We start from the raw sequence: 19496 nt of genomic DNA, 5'->3' as shown, positions 1-19496 counted from the left end.
ATTTCTGAAATCTTTACCGGTCTTTTTCAAGAATTGGTTTTTACGTTCTTTTTATTTAATTTTTATGAAGCGAAAACCCAAAATAGCACATGAAATTAGTCAAACTCCTGGCCTTTTTTCTACTTATTTCCAGCTGTGGAAATAAAGACCCGGATCAGAAAATTCCATGGGGCAGTAAGGCTCCCATCTATACCACCCATGCAGCCGCCATGGAGAGGTCTGAGTTTTTAATAGACCAGGGATATGAATTCTTTTATGATGATCCAGAAAACCCACTCTTATTTCATTCCCAAAAAGGTGGAACATTAGGTTTGGTGTTTAGAATTGACGGGGAATTGATCCAAAATGTGAAAGATTATTTTCATGCCCCTCAAATCCATGAAAGCTATCCGGATATGGTTTCCTTTTCTTGTTTTCCAAAGGAAGGAATTGAGGTAAAAGGGATATTCCTGGTTTATTCTTCCAAGATTGCCATTCAGGAATTGGAATTCATCAACCATACCCAGAATGCTGTTGCCGTGGAAATGATCCCTTTTGTCTCTAATCCATACAGGACATTCAGGGAAGTGGACAAACACGGGGATAAGGCTATTCAATTTTTGCATGAAAAGTATCCAGATTCCTGGTCTTTAAACCAAGGAATTCCCTATGAAGACAGCCTTCAAAACACCTGGTTTTTCTCAGAGAAAATTGGACATTGGGGATCATTTTCCTCATTTGACGGAGAAATGGCGCGGCCTTCTTTTGGCTTTGACTTAAACCGAAAAAGCTCCCATCAGATTTTTGGAAGAGCCTATGATAAGGGGGAAAGGTTGTTGGAAAACGGCGCTGATGCAAGAATTATGGTAAGTTCTCCCAATGACCCAAGGTTTATTTTAACAGAAAATTCACCCATTTGGGGCAGTCCTGTTCCCAGTATTGATTTTGCGGGTTTGTTCAGGTTGGAACTTGGGAATTTTCCAAAACAAGTTTCCCTAAAAAGTTTATCACTTATCTATTATAATTTGAACCGTAGCATTGGGGATCAGCTTCGGATGGAGTCTCCGCTTCCCAATCAACGGATTGATTTTAATGCTAAAAAAGAAAAGAACTTTCAATTCGTAAAGGGTATCAAAAGCAAGACCACTTCCGATGGCATTCAAATTTCCTGGCAGGCATTGCCAGGTTCCAAATCCTACAAAATTTATAAAAGGACTTATCCTGAAAATGGATTTTACGAATTATTGACCGAGGTTCAAAGCGAAAGCTTTGAAGATAAATTTGATTCATTTGAAGGGTATTATGGTTACATAATTTTACCTGTAGGTGATTTTATAGGGGTACATTCTGAAGAGGTTTTCACCTTTCCCAAAGCAGACTTCAATTCCTGGCTTAATAATCATGACATGTCTATTTCATCTGATCATGCCAGGGTGATTGCTACGATTCTTCCGTTTGACCTAAGTTCAAAAAATAGCAAAAAGGTAAGAATCGGAAGAAGGATTGATTCAATTGATCATAAGTCAATTAACCTATTGAATGAAGTTCAAAATTTATTAACACTTGATTTTGAGCCCTATTGGAACTACAATAAAGAATTGTTTGCAAATGTACCTTCCTTATCATCAAGGAATGAAGAGGTGCTTTTGCTCTATAAAAGTGCATGGAACATGATGCGGCAAGTCATGTATCCCCCTGAAGGCAGAAGTCCCTACAACTATTATGTGTTTTCCCGGGAACCCACCTGGGGCTGGGGGCATGGTGGTCAAGTTTTCCATGAGAGCATTACCATGCTGGCCTATGCTTTTCTTGATCCAGAATCAGCCATGAATTCCCAAAGGGTATTTTCCGATAGGCAGTATGACAATGGCTACATCAATTACCGGACAGGCTCTTACCTGGATGAGATAATTGAATACAATGGTCAGTTGACTTCTTCTGCACCCTGGTACTCTTGGTTGAATTGGGAGATCTTTAAAATTACTCAGGATAGGGAGTTTCTGAAGGAAATGTATGCTTCTAGCAAAAAATTCTACAATTTCTATATCAGTGAAAGGGATGCTGATGGGGATGGTCTTTTGGAGTGGGGGGGACATGCCATTTTGGAATCCGTGAGGGATGCCTTGGTTGCTGTTTGGGATGAGGTGGGTTGGCCATCCAATTTTGAGTCGATTGACTTGAACTGCATGATGGTTATGGAGGCCAAAGCTTTGGAAAATATGGCTTTAACACTAGGCTTACAAGAAGAAGCTGCCTATTGGCGCAAAGATCATGAAAAAAGGGCTGCGCTTATCAATCAGGTATTTTGGGACGAAAAGAACGGGTTTTATTACAATGTCAATAAAGCGGATAACAGTTTCACTTTCAAAACTGAAAATGACTTAAAAAGGGATGAAATCATCGGTTTTTTGCCACTTTGGGCAGGTGTAGCAGATGATGCTAAAGCAAGGCGTTTGGTACAAAAGTTAACAGATAAGGATCAATTCTGGAGAAAGTTTGGTATCCCATCCTTATCCGCAGCAGATCCTTTTTATAATGATAAGGGATATTGGAACGGCCCGGTATGGGTGGAGTGGAATTACCTTATATTCAAAGGGCTAAAGGATTACGGTTATCATCAGGAAGCAGCCGAACTCACGGATAATATTGCTGCAGTAATGATTTCCCAATTGAAACAAAACCATAATCTCTGGGAGTTTTACAGTCCGGATGAGGATTGGGCCGGATATCACAAGACCTATATCTGGGCAGGGATTATCAATAGAATGCTGATGGATAAAGATAAAAGATGAAATACCACTCCAAATCCATATTTCTCTGTTTAATTCTGGGCATTTTGCTTATGGGTAATGCATGCCAATCATCTATCCCGTCTGATCCTATCATGTTGTTGTTTACCCAACCTTCCCCTTTGATACAGGCAGGTAAAATGATACAACTGTCAAGCCATGATACCACCGGGGGCAATAATGACCGGATTCCCATCAAGCCGGGAGAAAAGGTCCATATTGCCAATATTAAGGGGGAAGGAATGATCGCCCGGATCTGGGTGACAGTGGACAGCAGGGATCCAGATTATCTAAGGACGATCCTGATCCGGATGTACTGGGATGGAGAGGAAAATCCTTCCGTGGAAGTACCTTTAGGAGATTTTTTTGGAAGTCCTTTTCAGTATCAGCATCATTTACCTAAATATGTGGGCATGTCCAGCGGGGGATATTATTCCTATTTCCCTATGCCTTTTAAGAATGGAGCTGTCATTGAAATTGAAAATCAGGGTAGGGAAGAGGTTTATGCTTTTTATTACCAGATCAATTATTATGAATTGGAAAAAAATAGCCTTCCAAAAGAAATACCCTATTTTCATGCCCAATGGAAAAGAGATGTCCGAACAGAAAGCACTGAAAATTATGTCGCTTTGGATGCTTTGGGGAAAGGATTTTTTGCTGGTTTGAATTTTAACGGACAACCATATGACGGGAGGCTTTTTTACCTGGAGGGTGATGAGATGATTTTTGTGGATGGTGAAGCAAAACCGTCCGTTTACGGAACTGGAATGGAAGATTACTTTACAGCAGGCTGGTATTTTCAAAATGGACCTTTTGCTGCGGGCTATCATGGTCTGACCTTCCTCGATCCAGAAACTGGTAGGGTAACGGCCTACAGGCACCATATACCCGATGCCATACCATTTAAAAATTCCATCAAAGTCACATTTGAACATGGCCACGGAAACGAGGAAGTGGTCGATCTGAGCACTACTGCTTTTTGGTACCAGACAGAGCCTCATCAAAAATTCAATTCCATTGGAGTTCCTGGACAAAGAATGGTATTAAAAAGACCAATCTCCTCAGGAGTAATAGCTCCTAACGCTTTCAAGGTTAGAACTGACCTTGATTTCGAAATAAGGGACATGACCCAAAATGGTCCGGACTGGATCGGAAATGAGCAGCTAATTGTTAAAGGCAAAGACGGGGCATCTTTTTCGATCATATTAGATCAACTCGAAGAGGCTGCTTACGAGATTGAGATTTATTATTCCAAAGCTCCTGAATTTGGAACAACGGAGATAGGTCTAAACGGAAAAAGGTTGATGGAATTAGAAGCTTTGGGAACAAGGCTCCAAGCTCAAGACAAAATCTATTTAGGTGAAGCCAAACCCAATAGCCAAAAAGAAATAGTATTGGATTTTCGTTTCATGGAGGGGGGAAGTTTTGGTTTGGACGCTGTACTTTTGACACCCAAACGCAATTTTATTACTGATTGGTACCTGATTGGACCTTTTCCCAACCTTAGGGTGCATGATTATGAAAGGCCTGGACTGGATTCTGCCTATTTCCCCGAAAAAGAAATCCACCTGGATACCACTTATCCAGGCTATTATGGCGATCAATTAGCGTGGTTTAGGGTCAATGATGGCAAATCCGGCTACGATATGCGGCTGAGGCAATATTTTGAACCGACAGAGTTCATTGTCATTTATGGGTTGACTTATGTCTTTTCCCCTTTAGATCAGCAGGTTATCATGTTTGTTGGAAGCGATGATGCTGCCAAAGTATTTATCAACGATGAGGAAGTGTATCGCTTTTTTGACCTTATGCGCATAGCTGCCCCGGATCAGGACAGGGTAGAGGTCACACTCAAAAAAGGTTGGAACAAGGTGCTGGTAAAAGCAGAAAATAATTTCGGAGGCTTTGCTTTTTACCTTAGGTTCATGGATCCGACCAATTCTCTTATAGTTAATGCCCAGCAAAAATTTGAATAATCCAGTTATGAAGATAGCTTTATACTTTGCATTTATTGTCATTTTGGTTACTTCCTTCTTGGTTCCTAACGTTCCAATATCTGCACAAGATAATGGATGGGTAATTGGTTCAGATTTAATTGTTTATAAATTGAACAATGTTCAATTAAATGAACCAAAACCTTTGTTTTCCGTCGTTTTGGATGGAAAAACATTGTTTTCCCATGAATTTGAATCTCAAGATCACAGAAAATTGCACAAAGGATTTTTTGAGATTGTACTGGACAGTTTGGTTCATGAGGATGGGTATTTTTCTGCCATTTTAAGATTCGAAAACCATTCAAAAGACACTTTGACTTTGGAAAACTTGGTGCCTTTTGGAGAACAGTCCGACCATGTATACATTACCGGAAAAGGAAAACACCCACTTTCCCGGTCACATCTTTTTAGGTCTGGACTGGAACCGGTAAATGTCATTTTGCCGGATAATTCCTGGGAATTAGGGCTTGGAATTATCCAACAAGGGATGGGTGGGTTTGCTGCATTATCGAGAAGGAAGTATTGGAATGGTGCGGTAAGAAGGAGGTTTGAAACCTTGCTTCCTCCGGGTAGTTCTGTAACCTACAGGCTCTATATTGATGCTTACCATGGTGTTGACTGGCAGGATGGATTGAGGAAGGTTTTTCAGGAAAAATACTTGTATGACCTAAAGAGCTTTGATAATACCCTATATCTAAGGGAGGATTTACAATGGATTAGAAAGTCTTATGCCATGCATTTGTTGATGGCTTGGGATAATAATTTTTATAATACTGAAAAACAAGAATTTAGTGTTTTACAGTTTGAGAAAAGAAATAAGTCTTTGTTTGGTGGTAATGATGTCATTGGGATATGGCCTACCTGGCCCATGTTGGGATTGGATCAGAGGAACCAGTGGGATATGTACAGGGATCTTCCGGGAGGTCTGCCCCAGTTGGCGGCTATTTCTGATAGCCTCAATTTAATGGGGACCAAATTTTTCATTGCCTACAATCCATGGGATGAAAGTACAAGGTTGGAAGGGCATTTGGAGGGGATGTCGGAGTTGATACAACAAAGCCGTGCAAACGGAGTGGTTTTGGACACAAAAGGCAGTTCAAGCAGGGAATTGCAAGAGGCTGCCGATGCAGTCAGTCAGGGGATTGTTATGTACAGTGAGGGAATGGCTGTACCGAAAGACATGCCGGGGATTGTTTCGGGCCGGGTGCATAATGCATTGTACTATCCTCCACTGCTGAATCTCAATAAGTTCATCAAACCGGACTTTGCCATCTTTAGGGTGGCAGAACTTGCCTATGAACGTATCAGGCGGGAATACGCCTTATCCATGTTCAATGGTTACGGGACTGAACTGAACGTTTTCCGTCCCGGAAGGCCGGAATGGGCAGCCGAGGATTACAGATTTTTTGGGCGTACTTTGAGAGTTCTTCGGGAAAACCATCCCAATTTTATTTCATATGATTTTATTCCCTTATTTCCCACAATTGAGGATGGCATTTATGTCAATCGCTGGGCTAAGCAGGATAAAATACTTTATACCATTTTCAGCCTTAGGCCGGAAGGCTATCATGGTAGGCTTTTTGAAGTTGAAAATCCAAAAGAGGGATGGCATTATATAGATATATGGTCACATGAGGAACTTATTCCAGAGGAAGAAAACGGAAAATTTTATATTAATGTAAATGTAGAAGGCTTTGATAAAAAATGGCTGGGCAGCAATAATGAGGGTGCTGTAAGTTGCATTATTTATGTTCCTGAATTATTGGAAGTTAAGTTGGTTTATAATAAGTTAAAGATTAATGCTTTGTTGGGATCTGAAATCAGGGTTTGGGCTGGGGTACCGGAGTATGGTAAATCTTGCACCTCCTTATCGGGCCGATCTCATGAAATTGACATTAAGAGAGAATTTGGAACGTTTGAAGGCAAATTGGTCATCCAGCTTTTTGAAGGGGATGTATTATTGGATGAGCGTGTGGTAAACACAGGGTATGGAATCCCTAGATTAATTTCAATACCTGAAAAAACAAAACCTTATGATCAACTACCAGAAGGCATGGTAAAGATTCCTTCTGGAACTTTTACCATGAAGGTCACTCAGGGGGATCAATTTATACCTTATCCTGTAGAAGGCTTTCCGAAGGAATTGAAGATGTCCACTTTCTTCATGGACAGACATCCTTTTACCAATTTGGAGTTCAAGAAATTTTTGGATGCCTCAGGGTATTGGCCTTTGGATGACCATCGTTTTCTCGCTCATTGGGACAATGGAAAGATCCCTGTTGGAAAGGAAAACTTCCCTGTAGTCAATGTGAGTTGGGAGGACGCCAAAGCTTTTGCTGCCTGGGCAGGCAAAAGATTACCTACCGAAGCTGAATGGCAATATGCTGCTTCTGCAGGGGATGGGAGGGATTGGCCATGGGATAAGGAATTAAAGGTGAACAAAAGACTTGAATTTGTGACTAATACGCTTACCGTAGAGCACCTCGAAGGGCTTGATAAAGATTTTTGTAACCTTGGAAATGGAGAAATGGATCCAGTTGGAAATTATCCTAAAGGGAGAAATCCATGGGGTTTGGAAGATCTTACAGGTTCAGTTTGGCAATTAACTGCCGATCTTTATGATAATAGCACCAACCAAATGCTTATTTTGAAGGGGGGAAGTTATTTCAAGCCTTCCTCAAGTTGGTGGTATGTTCAAGGCGGCCCAAGAGAAACACATTACAGGCAAATGTTGCTTAGGGTTGCTCCCGGATTTGAAAGAAATGAAACAGTTGGGTTCCGCTGTGTGGCGGATAGCAGGTGAAAAACCATGATTTAAATCATGATTTTTCTTGATGAAGGTCGGAGCTTATTCTGCAACTAATTGAGAAATTTGATAAAAGTCATAGAAATTGAGTCGATGGACATTTTAAAAATAGAGAGTCCTTTTTTGAAAGAAGCCGGTGAAATCAGCCGATTTACGGCAAGATTTTTCAGGGAAGCATTAAAACCCAAACAAGAATGGGAGGAGTTTCTGAACCAGTGTTTTTGGGTTGGATATAAAACCCTCACTTTGGTTGGGGTGACAGCCTTTATTATCGGGCTGGTGTTGACCATCCAATCTAGGCCAACTTTGGTGGAATTTGGCGCGGAGTCAATGTTGCCGGCTATGGTTTCCGTTTCCCTGGTTCGGGAAATTTCACCTGTCATTGTTGCCTTGATCTGTGCAGGAAAGATCGGTTCAGGGATAGGGGCAGAGCTCGGTTCTATGCGTGTAACCGAGCAGATTGATGCGATGGAAGTTTCGGGAACCAATCCTTTCAAATACCTGGTGGTGACGCGGGTGTGGGCGACGACCTTAATGGTTCCTGTGCTATCAAGTGTGGGAAATGCTGTTTCTTTATATGGAGGCTATTTAGGGGTAAATATAAGGGGGCATGTGAGTTGGAACTTGTACTGGTTTCAGGTTTTTGACGCCTTGAGTTTTGGGGATGTTTTACCTTCTTTGATCAAGACCTTTTTCTTTGGTTTTGCCATAGGAATAGTGGGATGCTACAAGGGTTATAATTCTCAAAAAGGAACTGAAGGTGTTGGAAGGTCTGCTACCACTGCTGTTATTGTTGCTTCTTTGCTTGTCTTTATTCTGGACCTAATAGCGGTTCAGGTTACTGATTTATTAGGATTGACTTGATCATGGAAAAAAAGGAGTCAGTTATTGTTGTCCAAAATGTAAATAAATCCTTTGGTGACAACCATGTGCTCAGGGATTTTTCCATGGAAGTATACTCTGGTGAAAACCTGGTGATATTGGGAAAATCGGGTTCTGGGAAATCTGTTTTGATCAAATGCATTATAAAATTAATCGATGCGGACTCGGGGAGTATCAATGTGCTGGGGCAGGATATAGATGATTTGGATCAGGATGAGCTTGATAAACTCCGTGCAAAAGTGGGCTTCCTTTTCCAAAGTAATGCTTTATACGATTCCATGACAGTAAGAGAAAATCTCGAATTTCCTTTGAGAAGGCATTGGACCAAAGAAGAAAGGGCTGAAAAGGCAGAATCTGCCGTTCTGGAAGCTTTGGAAGATGTAGGGCTTTCACATACCATCAATATGATGCCGGCGGAATTATCCGGCGGTATGAGAAAGCGGATTGCCTTGGCAAGGACCTTGATCCTTAGGCCAAAAGTTATCCTGTATGATGAGCCCACTACCGGTCTGGACCCTATCACAGGGAAGGAAATAAGCCAATTGATGCTGGATGTTCAAAAAAAGTACAACGCAACATCCGTTGTCATTTCTCACGACTTGAATTGTATAAAAATGATTGCCAACAGGATAATTATGTTGATTGATGGGAAAAACTATACTTCAGGGACTTTTGAAAGTCTTCACCACAACACAGATCCGAAAGTTAAAGAATTCTTCGATTAGACATGAAAAAGCAAAAAATATTAAATAACACCCGCTTGGGTCTCCTGGTTATATCAGGAATTCTTTTCCTTGTTTTTACACTCTACATGATCGGGAAAAATCAGAATCTATTCGGTTCAACTTTTACAGTGATCGCTGTGGTGGACAATGTCAGTGGGCTGGTTCCAGGAAATAATGTTCGTTTTAAGGGGATGAATGTTGGGACGGTCCGTTCTATCAATATGGAAAATGACTCCTCCATTTTTGTGACTTTGCTTGTCCAAAACAATATGAAGCCTTTTATCAAAAAGAATTCCTTGACGACAATCAATACAGATGGCTTGATGGGGAATAAATTGATTCAGATCATACCGCAACCAGGTTTCTCAGAAAATATCACTGATGGAGATACATTATATGCCCAAAGAGGTATTGATACGGACGAATTGTTAAACAAATTGGAAAGTACCGGAGCCCATTTGGAAAAAACATTTTTTAACCTTGCTTCGGTGGCGGAAAAATTAAACAATAGCAATGAATTATGGAAAATGCTTTCTGATTCCTCTATGACCGAAGAAATCAAACAGTCCATCCATCAAATCAGGCTTGCAGGAACGAATGCAGCTGAAATGGCCAAAACAGGAACATCCATGTTGAATACTTTAGAGAGGGGAGAGGGGCTTGTCGACAAGGTCTTCCGGGATACAGTAATGGCAGATAATTTTGAAGCATCCATCGAGCATTTGATGGATGTCAGCAAACAGGCAACTGAAATTGCTATGGAAATCAAAAAGGTTCTTTCGGATCTGGAATCCGGAAAAGGGACAGCAGGTATGGTACTTCAGGATTCAGCTTTAAGGGAATCTGTCAGAAATATAGTCACAAATGTGGAAGAGAGTACAGCCGGGTTGAATGAGAACATGGAAGCCCTTAAACACAGTTTTCTATTGAGGGGTTATTTCAGAAAGCTAGAGAGACAACAAAGGAGAGAAGCCAGAACAAATCCATCCAATTAGGATATAAGGAATGAATATCACCCAAAAAATTAATGAAGGATTGCTGCTTCCTGAAGTGGAATTTAAAATGAGCAGGAGCTCAGGTCCGGGAGGTCAGCATGTCAATAAGACAAATACCAGGGTATCCTTGATTTTTAATGTTGGGAATTCTGCTGTTTTGGACGAAGAAGAAAAAACCATTCTCATTGAAAAACTCGCCAATAAACTGGATAATGAAACCAATTTGATCATTCATGCCCAAGAAAAGCGCAGCCAGATTCAGAATAAGGAAATCGCCATCAGGAAATTCCATGATCTGATGCGGAAGGCCTTTGAGCGAAAAAAGATCAGAAAGGTCAGCAAGCCGGGTAAAGCAGCCATAGAAAAACGTTTGTCAGAGAAAAAAGCCCTTTCACAAAAGAAAAGGGAAAGGAGTGGGGATTGGTGATTTTTTTTTTTGAATGCTAACTTTTAAAGTTTAATCCTGCATTTATCCTTTCAAAATGGATAGCGGTCCAAATCCAAGCCCCACCTGACTTCGACACTGGGACACCCAAAATCAAAAACCGAACATTTTTGCGAGTTTTTGTTGACTTTCGTTCAAAAGCAGGGTCTTTCTCAGCTTTTTACCTGAAGATTTGAGCTGTATTTCAACAGTGTAAATCCCTTTTGCTATTTCTATGGCTTTCTGAGGAGAAAGTTTTGATCCTTTTTCCAATAACTGCCTTTCCAGTTCCTTAAACACTTTGTAAGCGACGAATGCGATGCTTATATGTGCTTCGATCCTGCGTTGTTTATAATGGAAAACAGGCCTGACTTTGATTTCATTTTTTGTTATCCTGAAGGCCTTTTCTATTTTCCAAAGGTTGTTGTAATTCTCAATGACCTCGTCTTTGTCAAGGTTTGTGTTGGTAATATACCCTTTGAGACCGTCCCATTTCCCATCCTGTTCAAACTTTTCAATATCAAGTGCAATCTTTACCTCCCCTTCCATTTTAAGATACTTGTTATAGCCCCTGTTGTTGATGTGGCTTTTGTTGAGCTTTCCTGATTTTAACTGTTTCTCGAGCTTTTTAAGACCTTTCTCCCTGTTGATCCTGTCTTTTTTGGCTCTTCTGTCTGAATAACTGACAACCATTCTGAGCCCGTCCTCCCAATCCAGCAGCCTGCTCTCGCCGTTTTCAAGTTCAAAAGCCAATATCCTCTCTTTACTTTTATCAGGGGAAGCTTTCAGCCTTGCTCCCAGAATAAACTCGTAACCGTTGTCCCGTAACTCTTTTACATTGCTTTTTGACAGTAAACCTGAATCGGCAACAACAATCGGAGCAGGTAAGCTATACTTCTTTCTAAAAGCTTCTATCACAGGGATCATCGTATGCCCTTCAAACTTGTTTCCCTCAAAAATCTCATAAGCCAGAGGATATCCCTCTAGTCCAACCAGCAGACCCAAAACAATCTGTGGATTTTGATGCTTTCCCTCCTTGGAAAAACCACTCTTTCTAAGATCATCTTCATGATCCACTTCAAAATAAAGCGTAGTAACATCATAGAAAACGATATTGATACTCCCTCCGAGTATTCTCTTGGTATGTTCAAAGCTGATCAGCTGGACCGTTTCCTTATAGTTGTTGTAAAGCTTGTCCATGTACCTGTAAAGGTCCTGAACCTGGAATTCGAGGCCGTGGTAGGTGAGCAGGTAATCACAGGTTTTCAGCTTGCTGGCAGGAAAACAGATCCTGGAATATACCAGCCACCTGAAGATATCATCTTGGATTGCGCTGAACCCAATATCATTGAAAATCCTGTCCAAAAGCAGCTCGGTACCTGAAACAGTGATGTTTTCAACACTTTCCAGAACAGAATCGGCAATCCGTTCTTCATCACTGAAGGGGATTTCAAGTGCTCCTTTATGGTTTTTTATCCATTCCTCCCCAAGAATAAAAAGTCTTTCAACCTCAGATCGATCAGAACTGCTTCCGATCGTTTTTACAACCTTGCTTTTACCTTTGATCTTCTCAATTACCTGAACACTGATCTTGCCACTTTTATTGGGTTTTCTCCGAACAAACATGCCTAAAAGTACAAAAAACCACCCCGGGACACCCAAATTGAGAATCTGAAAATTATAATGATCTATATTTCAATACTTTATGTAAAAATGGGACTGACGACTGTCGAAGTCAGGAAAAACGTTTGTCAGAGAAAAAAGCCCTTTCACAAAAGAAAAGGGAAAGGAGTGGGGATTGGTGATTTTTTTTTTTGAATGCTAACTTTTAAAGTTTAATCCTGCATTTATCCTTTCAAAATGGATAGCGGTCCAAATCCAAGCCCCACAGCAATGGCAAGACATAAAATGTAAAAAAGGTGATAATTAAAATGGAAAGAATATTCATCCATAAACCTGCTTTAAACATGTCCGGTATTTTGAGGTAGCCCGAGCCAAATACCACTGCATTTGGAGGAGTGGCTACTGGAAGCATAAAAGCACAGCTAGCAGCCAAGGTTGCACCCACCATCAAGCCAAATGGGTGAACACCCATGGAATAAGACACTGCCGCAAGAATAGGAAGTATCATGGATGCTGTGGCCACATTAGATGTGATTTCAGTCAAAAAGTTGACTGCCGCAATGATGATTAACAAAAACAAACCAAAAGCGATAAAATCAAGGAATACAAACTGATTTCCTATCCAGGAGGCCAGGCCTGTAACTTTGAATCCTTCGGCCAAGGATAATCCGCCCCCAAAAAGCAATAAAATCCCCCAAGGTATTTTTTCAGCAGTCCTCCAGTCTAATAATTTAGTTTTATAATCGGAAGAGGGGATGACAAACAGAATCACCACTCCCGCTATGGCGATCATGGTGTCATCCAAAGCAGGTATCAATTCCTGTAACAAAAAGGTTCTGCTGATCCAAGCAAGACTGACCAAGCCAAAAACCCAGGAAACTCTTTTTTCTTCAACAGTCATGGGACCGAGGAGGATAAGTTGTTTTTCAATTTCATCTTTTCCTCCGGTAACAGAAAATGATTTTTCAAAGGGGTAGGCGAATTTTACCAAATAAAACCAGCATACAATCAATAGAACCAATGCAATTGGAAAACCAAACAATAACCATTGATAAAAACTAATTTCATAGCCATACATTTCTTTGACTACTCCTGCCAAAATAATGTTAGTGGGGGTACCTATCAAGGTAGCAACGCCGCCAATGGATGCAGAATAAGCAATTCCAAGCATCAGTGCTTTGCCAATTTTGTTGGTTTCTTTAGCTTCTTGGGAAGCTTCTGGACTTAATTGATTGATAACCGCCAAGGCTATGGGCAGCATCATCAGAGAAGTTGCCGTATTGGATATCCACATGGACAAAAAAGCTGTAGCGACCATGAATCCAAGGATAATTCTTTGGATACCTGAACCTATTAAATAAATAGTTTTGAGTGCGATTCGTTTGTGCAAATTCCATTTTTCAATTGACATAGCTATCATGAATCCACCCATATACAGCAATACCATCGGATGGGAATAGGAGGAAGCAGTAGAACTCATGGGCAAAGCACCCAATGCCGGTAAAAGTATCAAAGGTAATAAAGATGTGGCCGCTATGGGAATGGCTTCTGTTATCCACCAAACAGCAATCCAAACAGTTACCGCAAGCATAGCAATTCCAGGTTGGCTTAGTCCTTGTGGTTTTAAAAAAAACAGGATCAATAGAAACAATAAAGGGCCTGCAATTCTTCCAACAAAAGCGGTACGGTTCTGGGTCATTTATGAATAGATTGTTTGCTAAGCTTATTAAAATTTTCAGGAATTTCAAATGCTTTGAGGGGAGAGCAATTTTTTATGGATTGGTGGTTGGTATTTTGTATCTATATTAAACAATCCTCTGTTTAACATAATGTAAATTATATAACAAAAATACCCTTAACATACTGCAGAGTTTTAGTTTTCCCTTGAACGGTATGATTATTTAAATACTTAATATTCAATTGCTCTCCATAAGTATTCGGGGAAAAACAAAATTGAAAACTTTAAGCCGGGTATTTGATGTTTAATTCCCTATCAATTTCTTCCCAATTTCCTTTTAAAGCCTGATCCAGCATATGGTTCCATCTTTCCTGTTCTACGGTATCCATTCCATGCCTGGTCTGTTTGTCATAGATCTCCTGCAACCGGTTCATTTCCCGGTAAGCATTCAGATAAGCATCATTGATGGTTGCCTCGTACCAGTCTGGATCCAAAGTCAAATTCCTTAATTGATAGACCAATCGGTCGGCAACAATCCGCACCACATCAAAATGGCGCTGTTCATGATTCAAAGCATAATCACTTGGATTCCTTACCCAGGATTGATCCGGCAGCATATAGACATCAATTTCAATGGTTTGAACAATTGTACCGGATTCTACCAAGGATTTTCCCTGAATGGAAAAACTGGTGAATATGCTGGCATTGAACCTGCTCCTGGAATTTGGCCTGTCACGGAAATCATCCCAGATCAATGGCCTTTCAGTAGAGTAATAAACGGTGTCTTTATCACTCCATTTAGGCTTGTCTATGATTTTCAGACGCACCCCCTGTACAAGGTGCTTGTTGTCCATTACCTGCATTTTGATCCAAGTGTCAAAGTACTCCAAGCCATTTCTGAAGATCCTGTTTACCAAACTTTCAATCATCTCTAATCTGTTGGCGGACCTTCTGTATTGGACGGATCCGGAATAATCCACCAAATGAACAGGTTCAAAGTTCCCTAACTTAAAAAATCCTATAATTAATTGGATGTCACCGTTATAAACATTGTTACCTGATGCTTTGCTCTCTGTTAAAGTGAACTCAAAAATTCGTGCCTGGATTTTTTGTACCTCTTGTTGGTATGGTTTGACATTCTTGGTATAAAAATCCAATGCAGATTGATCAAGGCTGTTTTTAAAGAGTACATTTCCTTTTTTATCATTGATTTGAAAAACTTCCCCAATTTGGTTTTTATTGACCCGCATATCAATCACTTCGGTGATCTTATAGGCGGTTTGTTCAAAAGGTTTACCGGTGGCTATCAAATCAACTGTCAGATGCTGTCCACAGGCCATCTGATGAATCATGCTGAAAATGAAGAAAATGGAAATAATCGGCTTCACAATTTCATATACAGCAAATCTTTCCAAAAAGTTTATCAAGAGAATTCAATGGCTGAGTATTCTAATTTTTTTTTTCAAATCTCCCTTTGGTATTTGATTTTTAGCCCTTCAATTCTTCCAATTGAATCTGAAAATCATATTGGAGGTCTTCATGAAGCTTTTCTATTAATTTTTCTGCCTTACCCAATTGGACTCTATAGAGATTATCGATTACCGGATGTCGGAAAGCAAGGAAACCATACCGCTTCAACTGACTGCAAAAATACAGGATCATTTCTATATGGGCTTCTTTGTTTTTGCTCAGTTTAAGATTTTTGTTGAGTTTACGGCGTATAGCTTGGGCTGATTTTTTTGCCAAATGGTAATTTTTAATGTTGGCATCCATGAATGCCATATCAAGATCTTCCTTGCACATTTCAACAAAGAGATTGGGATTGTCGCGCTCAAACAATCTAAAAAATAAATAGCCTTTATTGTCTTTACTGAATTTGCTGAGTTCAAGAATGATTGCTGTTAATTCTTTTGCATCGAGGTAACTCAGCTCTTTTTTGAATTCTGCTAATGAAGGAATCTGCATTTTATTAATCAACCTGATTGATTATGATAAAAGGTCCGGAAAAAACATCTCATTTTTTCCGGCAGTAACCTTTCTGTACTCTTTACTTTAAGAGTTTCACCTCAATGGCACTCATGCCTTTTGGAGTTTTTTCCGTCTGAAAAGTTACTTTATCATTTTCTTTGATTTCATCGATGCAACCGCTCATATGTACAAAAATACTTTCCTGCGTTTGTTCATCTTTAATAAAACCGTAACCCTTGGAACTGTTGAAGAAGGACACCTTTCCTTTTCTGAAGGTTTCTTCCTCTGTAATGGCCTTTGCTTTTGGAACTCCAATATCGATACTTTCAGCATCGATCACTTGTTTTTTGGCTGGATCTGGAGGCGTGGAAGTAATATTTCCGTACTCATCGACATAAGCAATCATATCCTCAAAACTGGAGGATTTTTCTGCATCTGATTGTCTCGCATCTTTACGGTCTTTTTTCTCCTGCTTCTTTTTTGCCCTTTGCTTCTCTTTTTCTTTTTTATTAAATGTTTCTCTGGATTTTGTCATATGTTACAATATTCCCACATTCTGGGTGCTTTTCCTATTTTTTAGGCGATTCTTTATAGAATCTTTTTGATTTTCAGTAAAGAAGTAGTCGCAATACCGGATCTTGAAATATTGATTTTTAAAATTCTATTTCCGTTTGTCAAGGAACCTATTCTCCTATTTGGAAAATTAAGTAGTTTAGTATGTAAATTTTAATTTCATGAAAGAACTGCATCAGATCATACAGGCATATAATACCAGTGTTTCAAGTAATAAAAAAACGGCACTCGCCACTGTGGTTAAGGTGGACGGGTCCGCTTACAGAAGACCAGGAGCAAGAATGCTGGTGACAGAAGACGGGGAATTGACAGGGGCTATTTCAGGAGGCTGTCTGGAAGGCGATGCCTTAAGGAAGGCTCAATCAGTCATTTTTCAACAAAAATCTATGTTGGTCACCTACGATACCACCGATGAAGATGATCAGAAATTTGGTGTTGGTTTGGGTTGCAATGGCATCATTCAGGTACTGATTGAACCAATTCTACCCGAAGACCCTGAAAATCCCATTGAATTATTGAAAAAAGCACTTTCAGACCGGTCTACATCCCTACTGGTGACTGTTTTTTCTCTTCTTAAGTCAAGAGAAGAACAAGTCGGAACCAAATTGCTTTTTAAAAACAATTTAAAATCCGGTGATGAAACAAAAATTCCAAAAGAGCTAATTGAAGCCATTCACCAAGAGTCGAAGGACCTTATAATAGAGGGAAATAACCTGATAAAAAGTTATCCAAAAGCGGAAGGGCTTTTTGTCTTTTACGAAGTCATCAAAGCACCCCTAAGGCTCTTGCTATTTGGGGCCGGAAATGATACCATTCCTCTTGCAAAAATGGCACATTTGATGGGTTGGGAATTGTGGCTGGTCGATGGGCGAAAAAATCATGCAACCATAGGGAGGTTTCCTACTGCAAATAAAATTATAGTAGGTCCTGCGGATGAGGTCATCCAGAATCTGGAGTGGGATGAACATACAGTAGCCCTCTTGATGACACATAACTTTGAATATGAGGTGGTGGTATTATCCAGGCTAATACAGTATCCCCTTCCCTACATTGGGATACTAGGCCCAAAAAAGAAGACAATCAAGCTTCTTGAAAGACTGGAAAATCTAGGCATTCAGGTCAATACTTCCAATATTTATGGTCCAATGGGGCTGGACTTGGGCGCAGAGGGTTCAGAGGAAATAGCACTTTCTGCTTTAGCAGAAATAAAGACTGTCTTATCCAAGAAAACCATTATGCATTTAAGGGATAAACCAGGGCCTATCCATGATGAACTGAGATGAAAAAGGAAAAAATAGGTATTGTCCTATTGGCAGCAGGTGAATCAGCAAGATTGGGACGTCCCAAACAATTATTGGTTTATAAGGGAAAAACCCTACTTGAAAATGCCATAGAAAATGCAAAAACCTCTCATGCAGCACATTTCGTTGTAATTCTTGGTGCCAATGCAGCTTTGATTCAAGAAAAACTGGATATGGGCCAAATCCAATTTTTGGTAAACCCAGATTGGAAAACAGGGATGTCCGCAAGCATGAGACTCGGTCTTTCCTTTCTGAAGGAAAAATATCAGGTTGACGCCGTCCTTATCATATTGGCCGATCAACCCTTTGCAGATTCAGCTTTGCTCAATGAGCTAATTGACCAATATTATAAGACCAAAAAAGGAATTATTGCGGCTTCCTACAAAAATACCCTAGGTGTTCCTGCTTTATTCGATAAAAAATATTTCCCTGAACTTCTATTATTAAGCGAAAAGGAAGGGGCAAAAAAAATCATTTTTGCCCATAGGGAAGACACAGTACCTATTGATTTTCCTTTGGCTTCAGTGGATATAGACACAGAGGAAGATTATAAAGAATTATTAAAGTTAATGGGTGATCAGGATTCTTTCCTGAATTCCTGAATTACAGCATGTACATGTGAAATGCAGTCTTCAATTTCTTTTTCTGTCGTGAATTTCCCCAAACTAAAGCGGATGGATGCTCTTCCTAAGTCTGTATCCAGACCCATAGCAGTCAAAACATGGGATGGTTTTGGCGAAATGCTTGTGCAGGCCGAACCCGAACTTACAGCTACTTTTTTATTGACAGCACGCAATAGCTCCTCCCCTTCTATTCCTTCAAAAGCGATGTTGCACACATGGGGCAACCGGTTTTCTTGACTTCCGTTCAATTTTGTTCCGTTAATTTGCAATAAGCTGTTTTCCAGTTTATTTCTTAGGATGGACAAACGATTTGACTCCTCATTTAAAACTTCATGCTGCATTACAGCTGCTTTACCCATCCCTACAATTCCCGGCACATTGACAGTTCCGCTTCTGAAACCTTTTTCATGCCCCCCTCCTTCTATCAAAGGAAGGGGTTTGGGAAGTGGATGGTTATGGCGGATATATAATGCACCGACTCCTTTGGGTCCATAAAATTTATGGGAAGAAAATGCCATCAAATGGATACCTGACACATTCACCGGTATTTTTCCCACAGCTTGGACAGCATCCGTAAAAAATATAATGTTTTTATCATTGGCTATTTTTTTTATCTCTTCTACAGGATGGATCAAACCTGTTTCATTATTTGCCCACATCAAAGCAATCATTTTGGTGTGGTTTTGAATGCTTGCCTCAAGTTGTTGGATATCAATTTCACCTTTTTGGTTAACTTCCAGGTAAGTGACTTCAGCGCCTGCTATTTCTATACTTTTTAAGGCGTCCAATACCGCTTTGTGCTCTGTTTTACAGGTAATATAATGTTGTTTTTCTCCTCTGAAAATTTCAAATATACCCTTGATGGCTAAGTTGATGGCTTCAGTGGCACCGGAAGTGAAAATGATCTCTTTGCTTTTTGCTCCAATCAAATGAGCGACCTGTTCCCTTGCGGTTTCAAGGGCATCTTCGGCCACCCAGCCATAGGCATGGCTTTTACTGGCCGCATTGCCAAAATGCCGGGAGAAGTAAGGCAACATGGCTTCCACTACCTCCTCTGAACAAGGTGTGGTGGCATTGTAATCCATATAAATGGGATAATTCATGAGTACAACTCTTTTCTAAAACCAAGGTAAGCG

The 19496-nt window shown here is 40.2% G+C and carries 15 protein-coding genes; 9 read left to right on the top strand and 6 right to left on the bottom strand.

Going from position 1 to position 19496, the window contains the following annotated elements; translation table 11 throughout:
• Nucleotides 1-89: 89 nt before the first annotated feature.
• From BC751_RS15575 to arfB, 7 genes are all read left to right on the top strand, one after another.
• Nucleotides 90-2771, top strand: a complete 2682-nt coding sequence (locus BC751_RS15575) for an amylo-alpha-1,6-glucosidase (RefSeq protein WP_130276459.1) — start codon at nt 90-92, stop codon at nt 2769-2771.
• Complete coding sequence (locus BC751_RS15570; RefSeq protein WP_130276458.1) at nt 2768-4744, top strand: glycoside hydrolase family 172 protein; 1977 nt, start codon at nt 2768-2770, stop codon at nt 4742-4744. Before BC751_RS15575 ends, BC751_RS15570 begins: the two co-directional genes overlap by 4 nt.
• A 7-nt stretch (nt 4745-4751) precedes the next feature.
• Complete coding sequence (locus BC751_RS15565; protein ID WP_130276457.1) at nt 4752-7565, top strand: formylglycine-generating enzyme family protein; 2814 nt, start codon at nt 4752-4754, stop codon at nt 7563-7565.
• Nucleotides 7566-7661: 96 nt separating this feature from the next.
• Nucleotides 7662-8432, top strand: coding sequence for an MlaE family ABC transporter permease (locus BC751_RS15560; RefSeq protein WP_130276456.1), 771 nt, complete (start codon nt 7662-7664; stop codon nt 8430-8432).
• A gap of 2 nt (nt 8433-8434) precedes the next feature.
• Nucleotides 8435-9175: an ABC transporter ATP-binding protein gene (locus BC751_RS15555; RefSeq protein WP_130276455.1), complete on the top strand. Its 741-nt coding sequence runs from the start codon at nt 8435-8437 to the stop codon at nt 9173-9175.
• Nucleotides 9176-9177: 2 nt separating this feature from the next.
• Nucleotides 9178-10170, top strand: coding sequence for an MlaD family protein (locus tag BC751_RS15550; RefSeq protein ID WP_130276454.1), 993 nt, complete (start codon nt 9178-9180; stop codon nt 10168-10170).
• Between the two features lie 10 nt (nt 10171-10180).
• Nucleotides 10181-10597 carry an alternative ribosome rescue aminoacyl-tRNA hydrolase ArfB gene (gene arfB / locus BC751_RS15545; RefSeq protein WP_130276453.1) on the top strand — a complete coding sequence of 139 codons (417 nt, stop codon included), beginning with the start codon at nt 10181-10183 and terminating at the stop codon, nt 10595-10597.
• 111 nt (nt 10598-10708) lie between these two features.
• On the opposite strand, the gene BC751_RS15540 is transcribed toward arfB, so the two are convergent.
• The 5 genes from BC751_RS15540 to BC751_RS15520 all read right to left on the bottom strand — a co-directional run bounded on the left by BC751_RS15540 (nt 10709) and on the right by BC751_RS15520 (nt 16398).
• Complete coding sequence (locus BC751_RS15540; RefSeq protein ID WP_130273763.1) at nt 10709-12220, bottom strand: IS1634 family transposase; 1512 nt, start codon at nt 12218-12220, stop codon at nt 10709-10711.
• 229 nt (nt 12221-12449) lie between these two features.
• Entirely contained in the window at nt 12450-13916 is a 1467-nt protein-coding gene (locus BC751_RS15535) for an SLC13 family permease (RefSeq protein WP_130276452.1), read from the bottom strand.
• Nucleotides 13917-14179: 263 nt separating this feature from the next.
• Complete coding sequence (locus BC751_RS15530) at nt 14180-15310, bottom strand: DUF922 domain-containing protein (RefSeq protein ID WP_130276451.1); 1131 nt, start codon at nt 15308-15310, stop codon at nt 14180-14182.
• A 73-nt stretch (nt 15311-15383) separates the two neighbouring features.
• On the bottom strand, nt 15384-15860 hold the full coding sequence (locus BC751_RS15525) for a hypothetical protein (protein ID WP_130276450.1): 477 nt from the start codon (nt 15858-15860) through the stop codon (nt 15384-15386).
• A gap of 82 nt (nt 15861-15942) precedes the next feature.
• Complete coding sequence (locus BC751_RS15520) at nt 15943-16398, bottom strand: cold-shock protein (protein ID WP_130276449.1); 456 nt, start codon at nt 16396-16398, stop codon at nt 15943-15945.
• 199 nt (nt 16399-16597) lie between these two features.
• On the opposite strand from BC751_RS15520, the gene BC751_RS15515 reads away from it, so the two are divergent.
• Entirely contained in the window at nt 16598-17719 is a 1122-nt protein-coding gene (locus BC751_RS15515; protein WP_130276448.1) for an XdhC family protein, read from the top strand.
• Entirely contained in the window at nt 17716-18339 is a 624-nt protein-coding gene (locus BC751_RS15510) for a nucleotidyltransferase family protein (RefSeq protein WP_130276447.1), read from the top strand. The genes BC751_RS15515 and BC751_RS15510 overlap by 4 nt, the downstream gene beginning before the upstream one ends.
• Here BC751_RS15510 and BC751_RS15505 read toward each other — a convergent pair.
• Complete coding sequence (locus tag BC751_RS15505; protein WP_130276446.1) at nt 18315-19463, bottom strand: cysteine desulfurase family protein; 1149 nt, start codon at nt 19461-19463, stop codon at nt 18315-18317. The genes BC751_RS15510 and BC751_RS15505 overlap by 25 nt on opposite strands.
• Nucleotides 19464-19496 lie beyond the last annotated feature (33 nt).

The sequence above is a fragment of the Cecembia calidifontis genome (assembly GCF_004216715.1).
Taxonomy (GTDB): Bacteria; Bacteroidota; Bacteroidia; order Cytophagales; family Cyclobacteriaceae; genus Cecembia_A; species Cecembia_A calidifontis.
Note: the sequence above shows the minus strand (reverse complement) of the source record. Positions and strands in the feature narration are given on the sequence as shown.

What these genes read in the sequence shown, in the direction of transcription:
- BC751_RS15575 (WP_130276459.1), top strand. Translation starts at nt 90, where the DNA reads ATGAAATTAGTCAAACTCCTGGCCTTTTTTCTACTTATTTCCAGCTGT.
- BC751_RS15570 (WP_130276458.1), top strand. Translation starts at nt 2,768, where the DNA reads ATGAAATACCACTCCAAATCCATATTTCTCTGTTTAATTCTGGGCATT.
- BC751_RS15565 (WP_130276457.1), top strand. Translation starts at nt 4,752, where the DNA reads ATGAAGATAGCTTTATACTTTGCATTTATTGTCATTTTGGTTACTTCC.
- BC751_RS15560 (WP_130276456.1), top strand. Translation starts at nt 7,662, where the DNA reads ATGGACATTTTAAAAATAGAGAGTCCTTTTTTGAAAGAAGCCGGTGAA.
- BC751_RS15555 (WP_130276455.1), top strand. Translation starts at nt 8,435, where the DNA reads ATGGAAAAAAAGGAGTCAGTTATTGTTGTCCAAAATGTAAATAAATCC.
- BC751_RS15550 (WP_130276454.1), top strand. Translation starts at nt 9,178, where the DNA reads ATGAAAAAGCAAAAAATATTAAATAACACCCGCTTGGGTCTCCTGGTT.
- arfB (WP_130276453.1), top strand. Translation starts at nt 10,181, where the DNA reads ATGAATATCACCCAAAAAATTAATGAAGGATTGCTGCTTCCTGAAGTG.
- BC751_RS15540 (WP_130273763.1), bottom strand. Translation starts at nt 12,220, where the DNA reads ATGTTTGTTCGGAGAAAACCCAATAAAAGTGGCAAGATCAGTGTTCAG.
- BC751_RS15535 (WP_130276452.1), bottom strand. Translation starts at nt 13,916, where the DNA reads ATGACCCAGAACCGTACCGCTTTTGTTGGAAGAATTGCAGGCCCTTTA.
- BC751_RS15525 (WP_130276450.1), bottom strand. Translation starts at nt 15,860, where the DNA reads ATGCAGATTCCTTCATTAGCAGAATTCAAAAAAGAGCTGAGTTACCTC.
- BC751_RS15520 (WP_130276449.1), bottom strand. Translation starts at nt 16,398, where the DNA reads ATGACAAAATCCAGAGAAACATTTAATAAAAAAGAAAAAGAGAAGCAA.
- BC751_RS15515 (WP_130276448.1), top strand. Translation starts at nt 16,598, where the DNA reads ATGAAAGAACTGCATCAGATCATACAGGCATATAATACCAGTGTTTCA.
- BC751_RS15510 (WP_130276447.1), top strand. Translation starts at nt 17,716, where the DNA reads ATGAAAAAGGAAAAAATAGGTATTGTCCTATTGGCAGCAGGTGAATCA.
- BC751_RS15505 (WP_130276446.1), bottom strand. Translation starts at nt 19,463, where the DNA reads ATGAATTATCCCATTTATATGGATTACAATGCCACCACACCTTGTTCA.